This window comes from Protofrankia sp. CiT1, from assembly GCF_917627335.1.
Classification (GTDB): Bacteria; Actinomycetota; Actinomycetes; order Frankiales; family Frankiaceae; genus Protofrankia.
The window spans coordinates 1-2436 of the sequence record NZ_CAKJTP010000273.1; the positions used below are offsets into that span (position 1 = coordinate 1).

Below are 2436 nucleotides of genomic sequence, written 5' to 3' on the forward strand. Positions count from 1 at the left end.
ACACCGGGACCTCGATCCGCACCCTTCGCATACAAGGAGCGCAGACCGTGACCCCTATCATTCCGCCTGCCTATGACCCGCCGCGCGACCCCTCGGACGGACAGCCCTTCGTCCGCCTCGACACCCCCGGCCACGGCTACTACGAGATGACCGTCAAACCCGGCGCCGACCCGTTCGACCTCGCCCGAACCGCCGTCAAGATCCCCACCGACGCGGTGTTCATCGAAGCGCTCGGGGACGTCGAGGTCGTGTTGGTGTTCCGGGCGATCCCGGGCACGGCGTTTCCGACACCCCGCCCACCGTACGGGGGTCCGGCCGGTGGCTGGGTGCCCGATATCGCCTCGTACCGCAGGGTTCCCGCGCAGACCCAGCCGTTCTGACCGGTCGTCGCGGTCCTTCGCTTCTCCCCCATTTTTCTTCCGTTCCTCTGGTAAGCGCCTGATCTGCCGGGGGGCCGGACGGGTCCAGGGTCGGCGAAGCCGATCACGTAGTGACACGTAGTGCCCTGGACGCGGCCGGTTTCCCGGCAGACCCTCCCGCGCCCAGAGGACCGGAACCCCGGAGTATCACGCCTCCTCCGCTGGTTTCTCCCTTTCCTTTTTCGGCAAGGAGCGATTTTTCGTGCTGCCTGAACCCGGCAACAGACTGCGGACGGTGTCCGTGGTCGAAGCCCTGAACGAGTGCTTCGGCTGTGTCAGTCGCAACCCCTGGGACGTGGCGTGATGGCCATAGGGAAGGGGAATCGCCGCGGCCATGGTGAAGGCTCGGTGTACTGGCGGGAGGACCGTCAACGCTGGGTCCTTGAAATCGACTACGGCTATGTGAACGGTAAACGGAAGCGGACCGTCCGCTATTTCAGATCCCAGGAGGAGGCGATCGAGGAACAGACAAAAGTGCGCACGGCGCAGTTGGAAGGGGCGGCGCCGTTGGATCGCCGGTCGCGCTTCGATGACTTTCTCGATTACTGGCTGGGTGAGGTGGTGGAGCCGTCGGACCGGGCCGAGTCAACAAAGGTCAACTACAGTACCCTGGTGCGGGTTCATATCCGTCCGGCGCTGGGCCGGCTGCGGTTGGTTGAGATGAAACATGAGGATCTGCAACGGTTCCTCAACCGGAAAGCCGCCGAGGGGTACAGCGCATCGACGATGCGGACCCTGCGGACGATCCTCCGCCAGGCGCTGAACGAAGCTGTGATCATGGAGAAGGTGTCGCGGAACGTCGCGGTGAACGTCCGTGTTCCGAAAGCGACGAAGCCGAAGCGCAAGGTTGTGGCATTGAGCCAGGCGGACGGGGTGAAGCTGCTTGCGGCGGCGGAGTCCACGCGGTTTGCCTCGTTGTATGTGGTGCTGGCGATGGTTGGCCTGCGTCGGGGTGAGGTGCTGGCGTTGCGCTGGTCGGACTTCAACGAGCGGGCGGCGACGCTGCGGGTGGAACAGCAGGTGACCCGCGTCGGGGGCATCCGGCATCTGGTGGTGGGACCGACGAAGAGCGAAGCCGGTCAGCGCACGATCGCGTTGCCCGCCCGGTGTGTGGCGGCGTTGCAGGCGCAGCGCCGGCGGCAGGCGGCGGAACGTCACACGATGGGGGAGCGGTGGCGCGACCACGGGCTGATCTTCCCAAGCACGGTCGGTACCTACCTGGAGCCGCGGGCGCTGAACACGCATCTGACGAAGCTGTGCGTGCGGGCGGGTTTGCCGCATCTGGGGCCACACGGTTTGCGGCACACGGCGGCGACGATGGCCTACGCCCTGGGCGTGGACTGGAAACAGATCCAGGACATGCTCGGCCACACCATGCTTTCCACAACCATGGATATTTACGTGGATATGGCCGACACCGGCAGTCGGGATGCGGCAACCAAACTCGATGCCTGGTTCGACAACCCCGACGACCAGGCTACCGACGACGACAGCGAGACCGCGTAGCAACCTAGGTCAGACAGGCAATGATCGTCACATTTCAGCTGTCCCGAGAAAGGACGACCGTGGACATCACATTTGTTGTCACTCTCCGCGACATGCTTCCGGAGGTGCTCGGCGACATGTTCGAGCATGCGGGTTTGATCGGTGATGCCGACCAGGTTCGGGCGGAGGCTCGCGACACGGCCTGTCGTGCGTTGACCCTGACTCGCACCGTCGATCTTCCTGCTGTTCCCCGGATGGGTGAGACGGTGTGGGTGGATCCGAACTGGGAGCCGGTGACGGTCCGGGCGGTGGAATGGACCCTCGCTCCGGAGGGGGACGACCCGCGGGTCTGCGTCCTGCTCGAAGATCTCGATGAGGATGAGGTGGGCGCCGAGCGGGGCGCTACCGAACTGCTCCTCGACAACGGTTGGACTGTCCAGATCCGAGCCGTGGACTGATCGACAGGCCGTAGGCTGTCAACGTGGCTGTCAAACGACCAGAAGCCCCGTACTGGTGATCCCGTACGGGGCTC

3 protein-coding genes are annotated in these 2436 nt (G+C 64.8%); all 3 read left to right on the forward strand.

What is annotated here, in order from left to right; all coding sequences use genetic code 11:
• The coding region (locus MJ785_RS21370) for a hypothetical protein (protein WP_239382633.1) at nt 1–380 on the forward strand (380 nt) is incomplete at its 5' end.
• A 342-nt stretch (nt 381–722) separates the two neighbouring features.
• Complete coding sequence (locus MJ785_RS21375; protein WP_239382635.1) at nt 723–1925, forward strand: site-specific integrase; 1203 nt, start codon at nt 723–725, stop codon at nt 1923–1925.
• Nucleotides 1926–1984: 59 nt separating this feature from the next.
• A complete protein-coding gene (locus tag MJ785_RS21380) occupies nt 1985–2362 on the forward strand; it encodes a hypothetical protein (RefSeq protein WP_239382637.1) in 378 nt (125 codons plus the stop codon).
• Nucleotides 2363–2436: the final 74 nt, after the last annotated feature.